This window comes from Vibrio sp. QJM3NY_35, assembly GCF_057785915.1.
In genome coordinates this window covers 1,198,668-1,218,145 of sequence record NZ_CM173508.1, presented here as the reverse complement: position 1 = coordinate 1,218,145, position 19,478 = coordinate 1,198,668, and the positions used below count along the sequence as shown (strand labels likewise).

Genomic DNA, 19,478 nt, shown 5'->3' with positions numbered 1-19,478 from the left:
TGTACATCCAACTTACACCGTTAAATTATTGTCTTCTATCATTTTTTGTAAAATTTGTGCTTCTAATGCACTGCTACTGTCACCTTGATACAGATCGTCGTACGTGACATCGGCTATTAAGATGTTTTGTTGAACGTCTTCGTCGCCATTAGGTTTAATAGAAATGGTCACGCCTTCACCAGATTCTTCTAAATCTAGATATTGTGTTGCACCTAGCCCTGTATTAAGCCCTAGGCTTCCCAAAATACCCGAGAGGTCAATTGCATCAGTGTCTGGAGACGCATCAAAATCTTGAATCACATCGTAGCTTGGTGCTTCTACACTCCCTAAGCCTGAAGATGCGAACACAAAATTGTCAGAGCCTGTACCGCCAATCAGCAGGTCGTTATCATCTGTCGCGGTAATCGTAGAGTCCCCTTCAGCAACAAATTCAACCGATACCGTTTGAGGTAATCCTACCGCTTGGTTGTTGCCTATTTCAGCAGAAGGTTCGATGGTGAGTTCAAATGGGTCAACGCCATCATAGCCACCCGTAATCGCTAGATTCGGTACATCTGCCAAGTCCACCACATATTGACCATCGACCATAGAGCCGTGTGAGAACGTCAAACCTGCGGGAATATCATAAATTGTAATGAAGCCCACTTCTGAATCAGCAGGGTTTACAAGAGAAAGGTCTAAACCAAGAGGAATCGTGCCACTTGCTTCTGCCACGATCGAAGAATATTCAACGCTCAATAACGGTGCATCAGGCTCTGGTGTGATAATAAGCGTCATGTCTTGCGAGCTCGGGTCACCCGTATCGACCACTAACTCACCGAGTACCGTATTTTGATCAACCGTTCGGCCGGTAATCGTAATATCGAGGTTACCAAACGCATCGCCTGCAAAGAATTCGAGCTCATCAACAGAACTTGCTTTAACGAGGATCGTCGCCTGTATGATGCCACCAACACTGGTGAAAGAACTGGTTTCTGATCCAATTCGAATTCGGTCTAACCCAACTAACCCTGATGGGTCCGAAGTTCCATTCACTGTTACCGTAATTGCTAAAAACTCATCACTGTTGGTTTCAAAGCTATTAGCATCAAGAGGAATAACAATGCCTTCGTCTTCAGTGCCCGTCAGCTGTTCTGGTAAATCGAAGAACTCAACTTTATCACCAATAGGATTCACACCAACGGTAAATTCAGATTCGGTATAGCGAATTTCTGTGGTGCCTATTTCTTGAGTGATCGCCTCAAGAACAAGATTCATATCACCACTAAAATCTCGTGGCGGCATAATAACGAGATTAGCAAGCTGACTTGGATCGAGTTGCCACTCGTAAGTAGGATTACCATCAAAGGTACCACCATCGACGCCATTGTTAGGAACCAATTGGTAGCTGTCGCCGACCTTTAACGCAACAACTGCACCTTCAGGTACGCCTTTCAATGCCAAGGACATATTTTCAGAGCCATCTTGGTCAATCAGATCCGCGCTCAGTGATGACAATGAAATGTAGTTATCTTCGTCACCTACTATATCCTCTGTCACCAAATTCGCCGCATCAGCAACAGGTTCAACGGTGATAGTCACCACGGTCGTTTTATCTTGCGTATCCGTTTCAGTGACGCAATCCGCTTCATCGGTAATATTGGCGGTTACTGTTAAGGTGATTTCGCCACTGTAATGTTCAGGTGGTGTCACCAACACATCACTCAAGCGGCTAGGATCGGTTACCGTCCAAGTACCATTGCCGTTATCAACCAACAAGCCAGTATCAGCAGGACTCTCCGATAGTGTCACACCATTTGATACTGTGATGGTCAGAGAGTTAACGGTTTCTTTGCCGGTAGCGCTATTACCTTCACCGGTGATTAATTGACCATCTTCAACGCTATCTCCAAGAACAAGCTCAAGATTAAGATCCGTGGCGATGTCTTCTTGAATCGTTGTCGAATCCGTGGCCACGGTGATGTCATCCACAACAGGCAAGACTTGAATACTAATAGTTTGAGCTGTCGTTACGGTTTCACCATTACACGGTGAGGTTTCAATCGTCTCTATCGTGAAATCAATACATCCAGCGAAATCCTCATCCAATCCAGTTAACGTCAGTTTCGAGAGACCATCGGCAGTAATTGAGTAACCAACAACTTCGCCAGATGCGTCATATTCAGCAATAACGCCATCACCAGAAATCTCGACGCCCTCAGGAAGAGAATCGGCAGGAATATAGAAAGAGATCGTATTGTCTGGGTCACTGGCTACATTGGTATTGAGCAAGCCCGTAAGATCGATATCTTCCCCTTCTGGTGTCTTAATCTCACCATCCGGTTGAATCGGGCTTGGTGGACCTACAGGATCACAAGTACCGCCACCGCCGTCATGGCCATTGATCTGAATTTGGAATGAAGTATCTATATACTTTGAATCTTCGCCATCGATAACACGAGCACGCACCACAATATCTAAAACAGGTGTGTCACTTGGGCTGGAGATCGTCATACCGCTCAAGATCTCTTGCGCCAACTCTTGGATAGAGTCACTCGTAAGACCGTTCGCAGAGATAATCCAGTTTCCTGAAATATCTTGAGCGGCTCCGTTCGGGTGATCGATAATCAGCGAATAACCATCAGGCACATCGATCAAGATATAATCTAAGTATTCTGAGCCATCCATATCAGCGTCAACAAAAGTAACGGCATCAGACACGTTGACTGGAGAGCCGTCATCACTGATGTATAGCTGACCAGAGCTTTCTAAACGAGTATCTGACTCAACCCTCGCATCGACGGTGACACTGATTGATCCCGAGATATCTTTTACATCAGTCGAGCCTGTCGACGAAGTGTCGGTAACTTCATAGGTAATTGGGATCGAAAATGTACCGCTCAAATCTTCAGTAGCGGTGACTGACAGTCTTCCGCTACTTAAAAGCTCGGACAGTGTTGGCGTCGTAGAGTCTAATAAACTTTCTAAATCTAACCCTGAAACCGGTACATCAATAACGCTACCATCAAAATAAAGAGCCAGATCAGCAGGAAGACTGTCAATCACATAACCCGTTAAAGACTCACTACCGTCAACATCTTGATTCACAGATGGCTCTAGGTTCAATCCAATTTGGCTGTCTTCAATACCTTGAGTGCTAACTGTTTGACCATCTTCTTGATCAACAACGGGCGCTAACTCTACTTTCAACGTCATCGGGAACTCGCCCGAATCACCATCAGGCTCTGTTGAAATAGCAATGACCGTTAACTCAAGTTCACCACTAAAATCATCGACAGGCTTTAGGTATAGGTTACTTAATTCTTCATTTGAAACTTGAAGTACAGGGCCTGTCACACTATCAACTCGTGCAATAGTCAACGATACAGGGTTACCGAGCGCATCTACAAGAGACGTACCTTGAGGAATGTTTGTTAACAGTAAATTAATCTTTTCAGAGACATCGTCATCCGTCGTTTGCACGAGGAAGTCGAGCTGTATTAATCCATCTTCATTTAAGACCGATTGGTTGCTGATGACTTTACTGTCACTGTCGTATTGCCAATGACCATTACCACCGTCTACCGCGACAGGTTCATCCACAACACCTTTCAAAAAGATGTTGATGGTTTTGGTGTCACTCGACGCTTGTCCATTGATAGGAATAAGTGAATCGACCGTCGACTCGGTCGCTATCGCAGTTACGTTTATTGACAGGTCTTCAGTAAAGGAACTTATATCCTCTTTAGGCTGAATATAAGCGACACCGTTGGCGATTGCCGCGGCAGTGACTGAATAGGAGTTATTGCCTATCTTTGCTGTACCATCACCTTCAACAGACCAACCATCTTGAACTTGTATAATATAACTTAACGATTCAGATCCATCTGTGTCCGCTAAAGAGCCTTCAATAACATCTTTGAGGTAAATAGCTTCATCCTCTAGTCCCTTATAGTCCTTAACCGATACATGTGGAGTATCAACATCCGGCGAAATCTCGACTACTACGGTATTAACAATATCGGCCGTTTTATCATTAGGGTCAGCGAAGGTGTTTCCCGCTTCGGTTGCAATCGCAGTAATCTCAAACTCGAATCGACCTGCAAGGTTTTCATCGGCTCTGATTTCCATCTTATCGATTTGAGCTTGGGTGTACTCTTTGCCCTCTTTAACCGCATTTCCGTTCAAGGTGATATTCAGCCCATCTGGAATGCCACTAATAGTGTAAGACAATGATTCTGACGAATCTTGGTCGACCAACTGAGCGGTGATATCCAACTTAATTGGATCTGCGTCATCTTCTACGGATTGGTAGGTAAATACAGAATCTGACCAATTTGGAGCATCGGCCACGGGTAAAACAGAAATAGCAACGTCAGCGGTCAACTCTTTGGGAATGGTGTCAGTACTAATGATGGCGTTGATCGCTAGAATAACCGTTGAGGTCGTATTCGATTCATGGAGTGCAGGTCGATAAGTTAACTGACCATTCGGGCCGGTAAACTGACTGTCAATCGCCTTTAACTGACTGCCTGAAAGCGTCACCTTGCCATCAACTACTTGAAGCAATACACCATCTAAATACAGGCTACCGCCTTGCAAAGAATCTTCTGAGAACTCGATAGCCGTAACCGTTTCGCTTTGGTCCACATCTCCGGTTGCCACACTCACGACGATAATCGCATCGTTGTCTTCTGTGGTTTCAGAATCTTCATAACGAATAAAACCTTCGTTATCATCTAACACAAGCTCAGCGTTACTTATTACTTCATCACCATCTGCATCTCGTACCAAATAGTCAATATCATCGATTATTTTAGGGTTAGTAGGATCTGTCGATACGTTTGGATTCGTGGTTAGTTGGTAACTACCATCAGGTGAAAGAGTAAACTGACCATAAGTAGATCCACTATCATAGTCGTTGATAAGATTGATCGTGATAGGAGTACCGACATCATCAAAGGTATACGTGACATTTCGATAGGTGAAGCTAATGATTTCCGCACCATCTGCCCCTGCAAACTCTTCCGTTAAGAACTGTCCGTTGAGGTCGTCGCCCTCAACCATTTCAATAGAACCGCTTCGAGAAGTAGGAACCGCATCCGTAACGTTGACTGAATAGATAGCAGGATCAGAGCTATCACCATCGACATCAGTGACAACCAATTCAAAATTCACAGCTAGGTTGTTTTCACCATCACCCGTTGCATGATCGAGCGGCGCATAAAGATTGAACTCTGTAGTGCCATCGTTGTTAAAACGAATTCGGAAGATATCGTTACCCGACGAATCTTGAGCGTAATACCAACCATCGGCATTCACTTCTTGCAAAGATATGGCTCGCCCACCACTGCTATAGCCAAGCGCATCAAAAGCAGCGGTATTAATTGACACTGATGCGATATCATCTGAGCCTTGGATAATTGATATCGATGGACTCGGTTCTTCAGTACCAGCTTGTTCATTGTCACCAATGAGGCCGTCTTCATCGACAGATATACTACCTACAATTGAGAATTCAGGGTCCTTACCGTCGTATATTTTGATGTCGGATCCTTGCGTATCTCGAGAACCATCTGAGTCAATAGTGACGATAGAAGCTGGAATGGTCAGTTCGGTATCTTTTAAACCTAAGCCATGATCAATGGACTGATAGAGCTCAATAACTACATTTACGTTTGTTGAGCCATTCGCTTCAAGGCTAAAATCATCTGGTAACTTGATTTTGAAGACAGCATCGCCATTACTAAGGACTGCATCAAAGGTTCCATTACCGTTATCACGCCAAGTCAGCACTTCACCATTGCTGGTTACCGCGACACCATCGCTATCAAGAACAGCTTGCCCCGTAGTCACATCCAAACCTAAGAAAACCAGCGGGTCATTACCCGCGGTAACAGCCAGAGTCACATTCGCTGTTGAACCTACTCCAGACGGAGTGCTATCAGCAACAGGAATTTCACTGAGCTCAACTGTCCCTGAACCAATCGTCGGCTCGCCGCCATCCGTCACTGACACATTCAAGCTTAATTTGGTTTCATCGTTGTCATCATCTCTTGCAGTAACGACGAAAGGGATTTGATCGGTTCCATTCGTTTGGTCGAGCCCCTTGAATAGTTCAAAGGTGTAAGTGACATCAGTATCGGCCTCACCTGACAGAGAGGTGAAGCTCAAGGTAAACGCTTTATTTTCAGCACTTTCAGAGCCAACATAACCAGTAAGTTCATTTCCGCCTGCAGAGACTACATAGATGATCTGTACGCCCCCACTAAACAACTGCGGCTGATCTCCAACATCAAAAAATACAGACTCAACAAAGTCACTTCCGACGTTGAGGTTGAAAGTGCCAGTATCTGAAACACTGCCGTAAATAAGATCTGACTCGTCCACAGCAGCATTGCTAGTTGAAGTTAATATTGGGTCGGCTCCATCCTGAATGAACCAATCGAATTGCCCTTGCTCTAAAGAAGTACCATCTAAATCCGTTCCATCAATAATAAGTGGCAGGGTGATGGAGTCATTGCTGAACAGGTGGTTTACAGGCTGCTCTAACACTAATGTGACATCTGCTAGAACATCGATACCACTAGCGACTGCACTCAACGTTAGCGTGAATATCGTTTCACCATTTGCTTGTGCGGTAATCGTTTTACCATCATTCGCTAACGTGTAGGTTAGAGGGAACTTCTCATCTCCGGTCGTCAAGCCCAAGGCGTCTAGCTGCACCAGAGTATTAGCATTAAATACAACAGAAGCAGGATCTGGATTATCTGAGCCAGCGGAAACGGTAAACTGACCGACTACCGTTTGAATTCCTTCAGACACATCACCTTCAGAGCTGGTTGTTGTCCCATCAACAACTAACCCTGCATCACCATCAAAAATATCGATCACCGCAGTGCCACTTCCGAAGTCATTACTGCTGTCGCCTGCAACATAGTTGAAAGTGATGTTTTGAGCTACGGTGTGATCCAAATTTCTGTTGGCGACGAACGTCCAATGACCATTGGAAAAAACGGTCAAAACACCTTCATCCAAAGTAAAAGAAACTGGCGCACTCCCGGATATTGTTTGTGTCGTCCCATCAACTTCAACACTTTTTATTGTCAGCTGTGTATCAAGATCGATATCATTATTCAGTACATTTCCTGACGTGACCTCACCTTCAATTACTTCATAAGACTCATCAAAAATGAGTGGTTCTGAGTCTTTGATCACTATAGGTAGATGACCGATGACGAGCTCAGTAGTGCCGTCCGCATCTGTTTGTAAACCTTCAATAACCAGCGCAGTCTGAATTGAATCTAATCCTGCTTCTTGGTCAATCGCCTTATAAAAATTGATATTTACGTTGCTGCCAGATATTGCAGCATCGAATACAATTTGGCCATCGCTTCGGGTTCCTATAAGGCTTTGCTTGTCAGCCGATACCGCGATAGTGATCGACAGGCTTTGAGAGGTTAATGACTCAGCTATAGTTTGATCTGCGCTAAACGAGAAGTCCGCAAAATCGATCCTAATATCAGAAGTTTGTGTTTCGTCTCCAAAAATACCGATGATATTTTCCGAAAACACAACTGATTCAGGAAGAATAATCGTCGGCATATCATCGATGGCTTCGTTGCCGACTGTATTGAAAACTTTTGCGTCGATCGTCCATTCCGCAGAAGAATTTAAGGTAGATATATCAATATTCTCCACCACCCAGTTACCTGCGGAATCAACAACTCCCTCGAACACCAGTGTCTGAGTCCCGTCGTTTACTTCAATGTAAACCGGTAAACCTTCTGCAACATTGGTTGTACCCTGCATGGTTGTAAGTTGGCCACTACGAAATGCCAAAATGCTAAAACCATCTAGCGTATCAATGTCTATAACAGGCGAAACAGTATCAATAACAATTTGCCCTGCGCTATTTATTGCTGAAGCAGGATTACCGGCAACATCAACAGTGTCAGCCTCAATTTGAATGCCACCATCGGAAAAACTGGTTAGATCCACGCCTTCAACTGACCAAGCACCATCAATCACAGTTGCCGTCAACACAATGACATTCGTTGTGCTGTCAGAAATACGAATATTGACCGTTTGACCATCTTCTACATTCTGTACCGTACCAAAGAATTTAGCAGACTGAATTTCGAAGCTATTGAGGACGCCGTCGCCACCATCATCAACCGCAGCGGTGATGTTCGCTAGCGTATCTTTCACGATCGTGTCGGTCGCTGTTGTAGGGTTTCCAGCAATATCGATAGTATTGGCAACAACGGTCAGCTCACCTTCTGAAAAACTTGAGTAGTCTTGAAGAGTCAGAGTCCAAGTTCCGCCGGATACTTCCGTTGTGTATTCTTGTACCGCACCTTGGCTATCGGTAATTGAAATGTTGATGGTTTGCCCATCTTCAACATTGGCAATCGTACCAACGAGCACCCCATTTGATATTTCAAATTGATTGTAAAACTCATCACCAAAGCCATCGAAGTCAACCTCAATATTGGCTAGCGTGTCTTTGATTGTGGAATCATTAGCAGTAATACTATTGCCAAAATCATCAGCAATGACCGCGTCGACTTGGAGATCCCCCTCCTCCAATGAAGAGAGGTCGACACCGTTGACGACATACGTTTCATCACTTGTGATGGCTGTGGTGGTTACTGTGTTGCCGTTAACATCAGTGATGGTCAGAACAACGGTACGCCCGTCTCGAACATCCACAGCCGTGCCCGTAATCGTGACACCTGGTACTTCAAACTGGTTTTCGTAACCGTCTCCACCATCCAAAATATCAACGGTTAAGAGTGCACTAGGTAACAGAATATCAAGGTTACCCTCATTCGAGGTTGTATCTTCGTCGGCATATTCTGTAGGACGCGTATCAAAACCCGCTTCTGCAAGCGTTTCATCTAAGGTGGAACGAACATAAGCAATAAAAGAGGCACTGGAACTAGGTTGGTCATTTACAGAGTTAGGCTGTTGAGGTGCGCTTTCAATGTTGTTGACGAGTTCGGTGACCACCTTTTCCAACTGTTGTTCAACTGCGGCTATTTGTGATTCAGTTAAGGGCTGAGCCTCTTGTAAGTTCTGAGGTTCAATGCTGACGACTTGCACGCCTTCAACTTTTGGCTGCGCAGCAGGTAATTGAAGCCAAGTACCATCAGGGAATACTTGCCAAACAACACCACCAACTTCGATATATAAAATAGGATCCATCCTAAACCTCTTCCTTACAAAAACGCTGACCTTGAGAACATCAATTTACTCAATAAAAAGCTGGAGAAATCAGCACACTCTCTTTAGTTAATACTAGCAAACAACAAATCATTAACAGTTAATTAATTATCACTAATACGCTGTAAAGTAAACCGACAGGTTGTGACTTGCATTCAGTTATATCTATCGTCACAAAATACATTCAATGAATGTGTCATAATGTTGAAATTACTGGTTAAATTTCAAGGAATGTCATGACTGCAACGAACTATCTCAACCAATTGAATCAAAAGTATCTTGCGACTCATAAAGCGAAAGAAGACTTCTTTTGGGATACATATATGGGGATCAGTGACGACCACGATGGCTCGACACTCGCGCAGACTCAGTGGACTGAATTTCTAAGCTCTGCCGAACAGATTGCTGCTATCGAAACTCAACTAGCTGCTATCGATAAAATTCAAGATCCCCTAGAAAAAGAGAGTACACAGACAGGCTTGAATGGTTGGTTAGCGACCTTTAGATCTCACGCTATTGAGTCTGAACAGTCACAGAAGCTTAAAGCCGAACTCATAAAGTTTGAGGCTGAACTGTTTGAGAAAAAACAAAACCATGTGATGACTTACGTAAATGAAACAGGCGACGAAACAGAAGGGTCGCTGTCCGTTTTAGGTTCAGCCGTTAGAAGTAATGGTAATGAACAAGTTAGGCTTTCTGCACATCAAGCACTATTAGATTTAGAACAGTGGCTGCTGGCTAACGGCTTCATTGAACTGATCAAAAAACGTAACCAATTTGCTCAATCACTGGGTTTTAAAACCTTCTTTGATTACTCGGTGGTTAAAACCGAACAGATGACGACAGAGCAGCTGTTTACGATTCTTGACGACTTCGAAGCACGTACACGCGATAGCCATCAGCAAAGTCTAACCAATTTGGCTGAGCAGAAAGGCGAGAATGCACTTCAAGCCCATAACTTTACCTACTCTTTTGCAGGTGACGTTATGAATGATCTTGATCCTTATGTTCCATTCTCAAAGTCACTTCGACGCTGGATCGAATCTTTTGGTCGCCTAAACATCGAATACTCTCAAGCGACATTAAAATTGGATCTGCTTGATCGCAAAGGTAAGTACCCTAATGGCTTCTGCCATGGCCCTATCCCTTCTTTCTACGATCAAGACAAGTGGGTAGCGGCTCAAGTTAACTTCACGAGCAACGCAAAGCCCGATCAAGTTGGCAGCGGCTATGATGGCATCAATACACTATTTCACGAGGGTGGTCATGCAGCACATTTTGCTAACGTAAAAATGAACGCACCGTGTTTCTCTCAAGAGTTTGCACCAACCTCAATGGCTTATGCCGAAACTCAATCCATGTTCTGTGACAGCTTGTTGAATGACGCCGATTGGCTCAAACAATACGCGCTAAATGCAGATGGCCAAGCAGTACCTGACGAGTTAATCAAAGCAATCATCGATAACAAACAACCCTTCAGAGCTTATCAAGAACGCAGCATTTTAGTGGTTCCATATTTCGAGCGAGCACTTTACGAATTGGCGGATGAAGATCTGACACCGGAAAAGATCACTGCTCTTGCTCGTAGCAGTGAGGAAACGATTCTTGGATTAGCTTGTAGCCCTCGCCCATTAATGGCAATCCCGCATCTATTGTCGGATGAAGCCTCTTGCGCGTATCAAGGTTACCTGCTGGCTCATATGGCGGTGTATCAAACTCGTGCATATTTCACTGATAAGTTTGGCTACCTAACGGATAACCCAGAGATCGGCCCTTTGTTAGCTAAGCACTATTGGCACCAAGGCAATAGCGTGAATCATAATGGGACAATCCAAAGCCTCACTGGCGAAGGTTTTAATGCAAAATACCTCGCTGACGAGTGCAACTTATCGCCAGAAGAAGCTTGGGCGATTGAGGAGAGAAAAATCAAACAGCTGTCGACAAGAGAACGTGCACCAGTCGCGGATTTGAATGCGAAGGTATCGATCGTTGATGGAGCAACTGAATTAGCGAATAATGCAAAGTCGAATGACCAAATGTGTGATGATTTTGAGCACTTTATTATTGAGCAATACGGTCGATAGATTGAGTTTTAATGCTAATGAAAAAGGCAAAAATGAGTAGTGACATAACTCATTTTTGCCCATTTAAGTGTTTGAGTAATACACCACCGATAGACTTCATCACTAGTTTTGTTTCAAGTTTATTATTTCAGGCTACCCTTGGTGGTGAACGGAAACCCCCAGAAGCTATCATATGTGGCATCTGCAAAAAATACTTAAGATGCATAATCATCTGGTTGAAAGAAGTTCGCGCCGCAATTTCATTTGCGTCACGAACATTATGAGTGGGGCTTTATACACTATCTGTTAACGCAAGGTCGCGTTTAGTTAAATTTCTAATAATGTCTTCCATTGCTCTGTTCGGCCATAAAACTCGGTATGAGGCAACCTCTTAAATTCCCCATTGTCTTCAATCATAAGTGTTGGGTAACCATGAACGCCCAATCGGGTCATCATTTGATGGCTAATATCGATTTCGGCGTCTTCTAAGGGTTCCCCTGTTTGCATTTTCTCTCGCCATAACTGTTGGTCAAGCCCTAATTGAACAGCCAACTCTTCCAAACTGCTAAGAGTATTGACAGCTTTGCCTTCAATGTAATGTGCTTTTTGTATTGCTTTTAACATGTCAAATGGATCAAGCCCTAAAGATTCTCCAACAAGAATTGCCCGAGTAGGAAGATAAGAGTCCAGAACAAGTTGCTCATTATCTGCTACACGTTCGATATAATCCTGTCCGAACTGAGCATTGGTCTGTTCACTAATTCGTCGGTCACTATTTAAAATATGCTGACGAAACGATGGTGCTATCAATTTTGCTGGAAGCATCCCTCCGGAGTGCATTACTAGATGATACTTACTGCTGCTTGCAATTGATTCTACCAATGGAGTCGCGCCATAGCACCACCCACACATAGGATCATAGAAGTAGTGAATAGTTACCATGTCATCTCTCCCATATGAACTTTCGCACCAATGCTTAAAGCAATAGGTAACTTCGAGCCTTTGTATTTCTCAGACATTTTTTCAATGAGTTGTTCGCTATTTTTACTGTTCTTTTTTGACTCACTGAAATCTTCAAGATACTGCAAAGAGTAGTTAATGGATTCAACGTTTAACGCAGTTCCCGATTTCATATGTCCCGGAATAACCGTTTCCGGTTGTAAAGCTTGCATCTCCTTAAGTTGCTCACTCCATGAATTTTGACTCTGCTCGGTTTGCGTATCTGCAGTCCAAAGATGCAAATTTCCAAATATTGCTATGTTACCTAATATTGTTTTACTTGAAGGAATCCATAAGTATGGGCGGTGCGGTAAAATGCCATCCGTACCTTTTATCTCAATCTTGTGTCCTTCCAAAATAAGACTTGTCGCCTCTATTGCTTTAGGAATATAAGGCGTAACAGGTGCATTGCTGCCCATTCTAGGACTCCACACCTTGAGTTTGGAAGGCAGTTTCTTTTCTATGACTTCCTTTACCGCAGGCGTTGTCACAATATCTGCATCGGGAAACAAGGTGTGTAATACTTCAGCGCCAAAATAGAAGTCAGGGTCGGCCTGACTAATGAAAATAGTTTTTAATTCTTTACCCGTATCCTGTATTTTTGCTGCAATTCGTAGAGCATCTGCTTTAGTAAAGCCAGTATCTATCAGCATTACCTCACTCTCTCCAACAATCAATGTTGAGTTTGCGTGGAAGCTGTTTTCGTCTGCGTTATAAACATCAAAAGTCAGTGTCGTTTGCTCTGTGGCAAAGGCGCTACCTGCGACTAAGATGGATGCGGCTAATAGGCTGATTCTTTTCATGACTTGCTCCGTAAATTATATGGCTTGTTTTGATGTGATAAATCATAAATGATTGACATGATCTGAAAAACATACAAAATCAAACATCATTATTTCTTAATTCGAGCAAATAAATGGATAAATTAACCGCTGCAAAAGTATTTGTTGATATTGCTCAATCAGGCAGTTTTACCGCTACGGCTGACAGACTTGAGATGTCTCGCCCTATGGTGACACGTTATGTTGAAGCTATGGAGAAGTGGTTAAACGCCCGTTTACTACACCGAACAACCCGAAAGGTAACGCTCACAACGACCGGAGAGCGGTGTTTAAAGGAAGTTGAGGTTTGGCTTGAGCAAGCGAACGGGTTAGTCGCTTTAAGTGATAATAGTGAAGAGCTAACTGGGAGAGTACGAGTTGCGACAAGTATGTCATTCGGGTTTTCGCAGCTTGTCCCTGCGCTTTTGAATTTCATGACTATGCATCCCAAAGTCCATGTCGATATCGACCTACAGGATTCAGTCGCTGACCTGACAGAAAAACAAATTGATCTTGCGCTTAGAATTGCTTCTAATCCGGAACCATCTTTGATTGGTAAACCGATAGCCATTTGCGAATCGGTACTAGTTGCTTCACCTGCATATTTAGCAAGCAGGAAAGACCTCTCGGAGCCAGAGCAGCTGAGTATGCATAACTGTCTGGGGTATAAAAACTTTCAGCGACACGTATGGCACCTCACGAATGGTACTCAACAAAAATCAATAGATGTTGAATGTAAACTAACCGCTAACGAGGCTACGACATTACTCCATGCAGCACTTATTGGTGGAGGTGTCGCCATTCAACCAACCTACTTAGCTAATCAATACATCGAGAGCGGCACATTACAGCCAGTCCTATCAGAGTGGAAACCCGCCGATCTGACAATATATGCGCTCTATTCTTCAAGAAAACATCAATCTCCAACCGTAAGAGCATTAATTGATTATTTGCATGAGTATTTCAAAGACAATCCTTGGTAGAACTTGGGGGTTAGATAGCGGTGGGACAAGAGATTCCTGTCCGCATTCGAAACTTACAATAGCCTATAGGTGGTTTGCGCCTCCCCTCCACATCTAGCAGAACATGTCGCTACTTTATCCCCGAAGACTTACTCGATCAGAATTGCTTAACCCACAAACGAATAGACAATGATTGGCTGTTTGTTCCTAAGGTCGGCTCTAACTACGCTCAGCCCGTTAATGTGTGACGGTCACAAGTAACTACTCTGTAAATGATAGTTCCATACTTCTCAATGCCGTGATTAATAGCAAAGGTATATCATGTTTAACATTGCCCTTTATTGTCAACGAAATACAAACTGGGACTTTGACTGTCTTATTGGAGGACTTTAAAATCAAACAATTGGCATATGGGCTCTGTACCCCTCAAGGCAATATCGACCCAAACTACCTCGACACTTTTTGGACTTCTGCATAATTGCTGCCCGTAGAGTTACGATACTAGAAGTCATGTGAAAGTTCAGCGTGTCTGATGGTTCGTAACTCAGAATTGTCCAATTCCGTGCTTCGAGAGTCAAGGAAGTGAACTATTTAACTCCATTAAATCATTTACGACGTCCACTCATATTTTTTGAACGATCAGTTGATTCGATTTTAGTGCATTATACCTGTTCTTTATTTTATGGATTCTTGTTATGTCCCGAAGTCAACGCCTCCTAGATTTACTCCAACTTCTTCGACGCTATAAATATCCAGTCTCAGCTGAGGATCTAGCAAATAAGCTAGATGTTAGTGTAAGAACAATCTATCGAGATATAGCAACTTTGCAATCGCAAGGCGCAGAGGTCGAGGGGGAAGCAGGGATTGGTTACATTTTAAAACCGAGCTTCGATTTGCCACCGATGATGTTTAGCTTTGAAGAGCTTGAAGCTCTTAAGTTAGGAGTTGAATGGGTGGTAAAGCAAGCAAACGGAGAATTTAACGAAGCTGCCATTGATGCACTTGCTAAGATTTCAGCTGTGTTACCTTCAGATCATGAAGCTAAGCATACTGAGAGCGTCATCAGAGTTGCTTCAATTCTCAAAGCACCAAAGGTAATGGTTAAGCTGGCTGAGTTAAAAGCAACAATACAAAAAGAGTATAAAGCAGAAATTCTTTACGAAGACGCTAAAGGTGCTATCAGCAAGAGGGTTGTGTGGCCAATACTTATAGGTGTTTGTGAGCAACACACTATCTTGGTTGCATGGTGTGAAACACGGAACGATTACCGTAATTTTAGACTTGATAGAGTCCAATCATTTTTACAACTTGAGTCTAAATACGAGCGTTCTCGTCATGCTTTACTAACTGTATGGGAAGATCTGGAGGGCATCGAATACAAGCGCTTTCGTTACTGACAAAAACTGTCAGTAATTGTGGTTAAACTTAGTTCATCCATTTTTAAAATAAAGATTTACAACTATGTTAACTATTGATTCTATTGTTCTATATGTTGAAAACATCCAACTCAGCATGACCTTTTATAAGAAAGTCTTTGAGTGTGAACCTAAGCTTTTATCGCCAACTTTTGCGGTAGTCGAGTTTGCTGAAAACGTAAAAATCACCCTAAAACAAACTGATACACTTACGCCAAGTAGTTCAGTTCGAGGTGGCGGGACTGAACTTTCTGTCCCTGTAATTAGCAGCACCGAGTTAGATACCTTATTTGAAAAGTGGAAAGAGCAAGGAGTAAATTTTGCTCAAGAGCGTGAAGAGTCTGTATATGGTATCAATTTTGTTGCGTTAGACCCTGATGGGCATCGATTGCGAGTGTTTGCTTAACGTGACCTTGTTTTTCTTAAAAGCCAGCATCATTGCTGGTTCATCTAAGTCCAGAACCTTCATAGGTCGAATTTTTACCCGTGGCACTTTCTAGCTCAAAAGTGCCCCAAAACGTGCTTTGAGCTTTTCAATAAGAGTACCTGTGCCTTGATTTATCCCTAGCTAAATTAATGATTCGGTAAAATCGATAACCTTGTCACATAAGCTTTGTCTTCACACCACTTTTTGAAGTAGATGATTGTGATATGTTGTCTTCTCAACACATCACACAGCGACTAAATGAAAATACCTGTATATTAAGATAACTATGCAGCAGTAGTTTTAGTGATTTTTGATGTAATAAATAGAAAATCTCAATATATAAAGCTGTAATGTGAAGGAGACAACATGAACCAATTTAGGTGTTTAGCTTGTGATCTAGTCTTACGTTCGCACGCGGCTCTTCATCAGCATGAATTAAAGTGTCGGGATTACCTTATTCAGTTAAAACCTTCATTCAAAGTTGAGATGTCAAAGAAAAAGAAAAAAGCTAGAGCATTAATTGTAGGTACTTATGAATGGGCTTTGTCTATGCCTATTCCTCAAAAAGCTACTAAATCAATGACCGCGATCGATCAAAAATATTCTCAAATAGCTTTAGAGAGAGAAGTTTTACGTTCAGAAAGGCAAATTGCAACGGCTGAGGTGATCTCAGATAAAACAGCTAATCGACAGATTATTGTTTCCCATGTATTGAAACGGAAAATCGAAAAATCTTCGAAAGAAAGAGCAGAACATAAACAGCTTCTGAAACAACAGAAAAGCAATAAGGTGAAAACTACAAAAAACAAACCTCAAGGATCAGCTTTGGGTAGTAGTTTTGATACAAAATTCTCTCCATTTCTTTCTGGAGGTGCTCCCGGTTTAGGCAAGCGGGCGTAATTCACATACAAACATTTCTGCCCCATTCCTTTTCAGCGCGAAAGTTTACTCACAATCTGTGATTGTACGTTTGCCTTACCTGTAGTTATCCGAGGGAGTGTCGAAGTAAGCTTTTTAAAAATTATGCGTCATTTTGCAATCTAATACACAATATCTATCATTAACCCATTGATTGTAAATTGATCAATGATTAAAAAGGCTGCATGATAGGAGTATAAAAAGCGTTATGTGTAATCCAAAGTTCAGGGAAAGAATGAAAGTACTTATTGCAGGAGCCAATGGATATATTGGTAGCCACGTGACGAAGATGTTTGTTGAAAGTGGTTTTGAAGTTTCGTAAGCGCTCCATAAACCCCGCATTCTAATCGCCTAACACGAATAATAAGATCAAGTCTCCAACCATGAGGAGATTTGAAATGGGAAAACGACACACTAAACAAGAATGGCAAACGCTTATCGAACAATCTGAATCGAGTTCATTGTCAACGATCGCATTCTGTAAGCTCAATGAACTCAATCCCTCAACGTTTTATGCTAAGCGCCAACAACTCAAAAAAGCGGATGTATCTCAAGGCTTTGTCCGAGCAGAGGTCGTCGAAAAGACAACGAAATACCAAGCTCAAATAGCAACCGCTAACATGACCCTTCTCGTCAATGATGTTGAGCTGAGTATTCCTCAAGGCACGCCTGCAACCTACCTAGCAGAGCTCATCGGGGCGCTGTCATGAAACGCATGCTGAGCGCACCAGACATTTATCTGTATCGTGAGAGCGTCGATTTTAGAAAGTCCATCAATGGCCTCGCTGCAATTATCGAAAGTGACACCGATTTACCCTTGGGGAGTGGCGCACTGTTCCTGTTCACCAACAAACAGCGCGACAAAATCAAAGTGTTGTACTGGGATAAAACAGGCTTCGCCCTGTGGTATAAGCGCCTCGAAAAAGCCAAGTACAAGTGGCCATCAAAAGAGAAAAATCAGGTATTTACCTTGACTCAATTTGAGCTTGATAGGCTGCTTTCTGGCTTCACAATTATCGGCCATAAACCTGTCACAATAAACGATTTTACAATGACTTAAACGATAATAAAGCCTTATCCACCAAGCGTTAACGGCACGATTTTAGTATAATCAATGTCATGAAAAAGACACTAAATATCGACCCAGAAAGTCAAGATATTGCCGAGCTACAAGCGATGGTGAAAGCACTGATGCTCTCGAATGAGCAGAAGGAATCACAATGGCAACAAGAGCGTCAATCGCTGCTTGAACAACTCAAGCTTGCCTTCGACCGTCAATTCGCGAAACGCTCGGAGGCGTTAAAGCCTTACGATGAATCTCAAGGAGATCTCTTCAACGAAGTGGAATGTGAAGCCGCTAAGGAAGAAGAGGTTGAGGTCACGACCACGACCATAACGAAGAAGCGTGGTAAACGTAAACCACTTCCAACGACCTTGCTTCGAGAGGTTATCGAACTCGATTTAGACGACCATGAAAAGCAGTGTTCATGCTGCAATCATAACCTACATAAAATCGGCGAAGACCGCAGTGAGAAATTAGAGTTCACACCAGCAGTGCTTAAAGTGCTGGAATATGTCCGCCCTAAATATGCGTGCCGCGAGTGCGAGAAAACAAAAGACAATAGCCGCATCGTTCAAAAGCCAGCCCCGCAGAGTCTTATCCCTAAGAGCTTCGCGACAGAAAGCTTGCTTGCCAATATCATTCTGGGTAAATACCAATACGCGATGCCACTTTATCGGCAAGAGTCGCTGTTTAATCAGTCGGGTATCGAGCTATCACGCACCACCATGGCAAGGTGGATTATCCAAGTCAGTGAGAAGTTCGAACCTTTATATGAAGCGCTGAAAGACCATCTTCTTCAACAAGTAGTGGTTCAAGCGGATGAAACGCCGCTTAATGTGCTCAAAGAAGAGAAACAGTGTTACATGTGGCTCTACTGCTCGGGCGCCGACTCACCCGAAGCCGCACTACCGAATATGAAAAATATCGCCTTGTACGACTACCAAAACAGTCGAGCGAGGGTGTGCCCTATTGCCTTTTTAGGCAGCTACAACGGTTATCTACAAACCGATGGCTACGCGGCTTATGATGGACTTCATCAAGTGACAAATGTGGGGTGCTTAGCTCATGCTCGGCGAAAGTTCATGGACGCTAAGAAGCTTCAAGGCAAAGGTAAGTCGGGCAAGGCCGATAAGGCGCTGGCTAAAATCCAAAAACTCTACGGGATAGAATCACGTTTAAAAGGTGCGTCTGTCGAAGAAAGAAAAGCAGAGCGTCAAGCGTATGCCAAACCGATACTGGATGAACTTTACGAATGGATGACGACCCAGAAAGTGATAGGCTCTAGTGCACTAGGTAAAGCGATAAAATATACGCTCGGACAATGGCCAAAGCTCATTCGTTATATCGACGATGGTCACTTATCTATCGATAATAATCGCGCTGAACGCGCAATTAAACCGCTGGTCATTGGCAGAAAAAATTGGTTGTTCTCTGACACACCAAACGGTGCTGGTGCGAGCGCGATGCTTTACAGCATCGTCGAGACCGCGAAAGCCAACGGACTTATCCTCTACGACTATCTGGTCAAGTGCATGAAAGAGTTGGCGAAAGCAGAGCCTGATATCGACGCACTCCTACCTTGGAACTTCAAACATTAGTAATA

At 43.2% G+C, this 19,478-nt stretch carries 12 protein-coding genes and 1 pseudogene; 10 read left to right on the top strand and 3 right to left on the bottom strand.

Features of this window, described 5'->3' with window-relative positions:
- Nucleotides 1-12: 12 nt before the first annotated feature.
- Nucleotides 13-9,189 carry a T1SS-143 repeat domain-containing protein gene (locus AC3CH3_RS20790; RefSeq protein WP_488538298.1) on the bottom strand — a complete coding sequence of 3,059 codons (9,177 nt, stop codon included), beginning with the start codon at nt 9,187-9,189 and terminating at the stop codon, nt 13-15.
- A 254-nt stretch (nt 9,190-9,443) separates the two neighbouring features.
- On the opposite strand from AC3CH3_RS20790, the gene AC3CH3_RS20785 reads away from it, so the two are divergent.
- Nucleotides 9,444-11,291, top strand: coding sequence for a M3 family metallopeptidase (locus tag AC3CH3_RS20785; protein ID WP_488538297.1), 1,848 nt, complete (start codon nt 9,444-9,446; stop codon nt 11,289-11,291).
- A gap of 306 nt (nt 11,292-11,597) precedes the next feature.
- Here the strand turns inward: AC3CH3_RS20785 and AC3CH3_RS20780 are convergent, their stop codons facing one another.
- Entirely contained in the window at nt 11,598-12,212 is a 615-nt protein-coding gene (locus AC3CH3_RS20780) for a DsbA family protein (RefSeq protein WP_488538296.1), read from the bottom strand.
- Nucleotides 12,206-13,072, bottom strand: a complete 867-nt coding sequence (locus tag AC3CH3_RS20775; protein ID WP_488538295.1) for an MBL fold metallo-hydrolase — start codon at nt 13,070-13,072, stop codon at nt 12,206-12,208. Before AC3CH3_RS20775 ends, AC3CH3_RS20780 begins: the two co-directional genes overlap by 7 nt.
- 113 nt (nt 13,073-13,185) lie before the next feature.
- On the opposite strand from AC3CH3_RS20775, the gene AC3CH3_RS20770 reads away from it, so the two are divergent.
- The 9 genes and pseudogenes from AC3CH3_RS20770 (at nt 13,186) to tnpC (ending at nt 19,473) form a co-directional block, all read left to right on the top strand.
- Nucleotides 13,186-14,073: a LysR family transcriptional regulator gene (locus tag AC3CH3_RS20770; protein WP_488538294.1), complete on the top strand. Its 888-nt coding sequence runs from the start codon at nt 13,186-13,188 to the stop codon at nt 14,071-14,073.
- 223 nt (nt 14,074-14,296) lie between these two features.
- Nucleotides 14,297-14,530, top strand: coding sequence for a LysR substrate-binding domain-containing protein (locus tag AC3CH3_RS20765; protein ID WP_488538293.1), 234 nt, complete (start codon nt 14,297-14,299; stop codon nt 14,528-14,530).
- Nucleotides 14,531-14,747: 217 nt separating this feature from the next.
- The gene (locus tag AC3CH3_RS20760; protein WP_488538292.1) at nt 14,748-15,449 is read left to right on the top strand and encodes a helix-turn-helix transcriptional regulator; all 702 of its coding nucleotides are present in this window, start codon (nt 14,748-14,750) and stop codon (nt 15,447-15,449) included.
- A 64-nt stretch (nt 15,450-15,513) separates the two neighbouring features.
- The gene (locus tag AC3CH3_RS20755) at nt 15,514-15,873 is read left to right on the top strand and encodes a VOC family protein (protein WP_016794653.1); all 360 of its coding nucleotides are present in this window, start codon (nt 15,514-15,516) and stop codon (nt 15,871-15,873) included.
- Nucleotides 15,874-16,260: 387 nt separating this feature from the next.
- Nucleotides 16,261-16,794 carry a hypothetical protein gene (locus AC3CH3_RS20750; RefSeq protein WP_488538291.1) on the top strand — a complete coding sequence of 178 codons (534 nt, stop codon included), beginning with the start codon at nt 16,261-16,263 and terminating at the stop codon, nt 16,792-16,794.
- A 253-nt stretch (nt 16,795-17,047) separates the two neighbouring features.
- Nucleotides 17,048-17,131: pseudogene (locus AC3CH3_RS20745) on the top strand (NAD(P)-dependent oxidoreductase); the annotation flags it as partial.
- A gap of 79 nt (nt 17,132-17,210) precedes the next feature.
- Nucleotides 17,211-17,522, top strand: coding sequence for an IS66 family insertion sequence element accessory protein TnpA (tnpA, locus tag AC3CH3_RS20740; protein ID WP_488537056.1), 312 nt, complete (start codon nt 17,211-17,213; stop codon nt 17,520-17,522).
- Nucleotides 17,519-17,872, top strand: coding sequence for an IS66 family insertion sequence element accessory protein TnpB (gene tnpB, locus AC3CH3_RS20735; RefSeq protein WP_261893880.1), 354 nt, complete (start codon nt 17,519-17,521; stop codon nt 17,870-17,872). Before tnpA ends, tnpB begins: the two co-directional genes overlap by 4 nt.
- A 59-nt stretch (nt 17,873-17,931) precedes the next feature.
- Nucleotides 17,932-19,473: an IS66 family transposase gene (gene tnpC, locus AC3CH3_RS20730; RefSeq protein WP_488538290.1), complete on the top strand. Its 1,542-nt coding sequence runs from the start codon at nt 17,932-17,934 to the stop codon at nt 19,471-19,473.
- The last annotated feature ends 5 nt before the right edge of the window (nt 19,474-19,478 follow it).

Excerpts from the sequence above, each read along its gene's own strand:
- AC3CH3_RS20755 (WP_016794653.1), top strand. The coding sequence starts at position 15,514 with ATGTTAACTATTGATTCTATTGTTCTATATGTTGAAAACATCCAACTC.
- AC3CH3_RS20775 (WP_488538295.1), bottom strand. The coding sequence starts at position 13,072 with ATGAAAAGAATCAGCCTATTAGCCGCATCCATCTTAGTCGCAGGTAGC.
- AC3CH3_RS20760 (WP_488538292.1), top strand. The coding sequence starts at position 14,748 with ATGTCCCGAAGTCAACGCCTCCTAGATTTACTCCAACTTCTTCGACGC.
- tnpA (WP_488537056.1), top strand. The coding sequence starts at position 17,211 with ATGGGAAAACGACACACTAAACAAGAATGGCAAACGCTTATCGAACAA.
- AC3CH3_RS20780 (WP_488538296.1), bottom strand. The coding sequence starts at position 12,212 with ATGGTAACTATTCACTACTTCTATGATCCTATGTGTGGGTGGTGCTAT.
- AC3CH3_RS20785 (WP_488538297.1), top strand. The coding sequence starts at position 9,444 with ATGACTGCAACGAACTATCTCAACCAATTGAATCAAAAGTATCTTGCG.
- AC3CH3_RS20770 (WP_488538294.1), top strand. The coding sequence starts at position 13,186 with ATGGATAAATTAACCGCTGCAAAAGTATTTGTTGATATTGCTCAATCA.
- tnpB (WP_261893880.1), top strand. The coding sequence starts at position 17,519 with ATGAAACGCATGCTGAGCGCACCAGACATTTATCTGTATCGTGAGAGC.
- AC3CH3_RS20790 (WP_488538298.1), bottom strand. The coding sequence starts at position 9,189 with ATGGATCCTATTTTATATATCGAAGTTGGTGGTGTTGTTTGGCAAGTA.
- AC3CH3_RS20750 (WP_488538291.1), top strand. The coding sequence starts at position 16,261 with ATGAACCAATTTAGGTGTTTAGCTTGTGATCTAGTCTTACGTTCGCAC.
- tnpC (WP_488538290.1), top strand. The coding sequence starts at position 17,932 with ATGAAAAAGACACTAAATATCGACCCAGAAAGTCAAGATATTGCCGAG.